Source organism: Paenibacillus forsythiae T98 (assembly GCF_000520735.1).
In the GTDB taxonomy this organism is placed as follows: Bacteria; Bacillota; Bacilli; order Paenibacillales; family Paenibacillaceae; genus Paenibacillus_AQ; species Paenibacillus_AQ forsythiae.
In genome coordinates this window covers 1-447 of the sequence record NZ_ASSC01000229.1, presented here as the reverse complement: position 1 = coordinate 447, position 447 = coordinate 1, and the positions used below count along the sequence as shown (strand labels likewise).

Annotated in this window: 1 pseudogene; it reads left to right on the top strand. The window is 60.6% G+C overall.

Annotated elements, in window-relative coordinates:
* Window positions 1–447, top strand: a pseudogene (locus L692_RS32500) (DNA cytosine methyltransferase); the annotation flags it as partial.

The following is a 447-nucleotide window of genomic DNA, read 5'->3' as shown; positions in this document are numbered from 1 at the left end:
CGTGCGTGACCGGCAGTCGGCTGGGGAGCGGGGCGATAGCGGTGGCTGACCCGAATGTAAACGGCCGGAATGGTCAGCGGCGTGGAAACGGATATTTGGTCCGTGGCTTCGATGAGCATGCTCTGACGATAACTGGCGAGGACTCACTAGGAAGCGGGGCGCAATCCGTTTCTGACCCGCGGGTAAACACTAAGCTCCATCCGGACTGCTACGGTGTCCAGGATTGGGAAGCGTCGGCGAAGACGGTTCGCTCTGCGAATCGGATCATGCAGGCAGCAGGCAGCATCGCTGATCCCCGTATTCCGGACAGGCCCGGACGATACACGGATAAGTACCGCATGCAGGATATCAAAGATCCGGCGGCGACCGTCACTGGATCTACTGATGTTCAAAGTGGTGCACAGCTCATCGCGGACCCGCGTATCAAGTGCGCGCCGCGGGCGGACA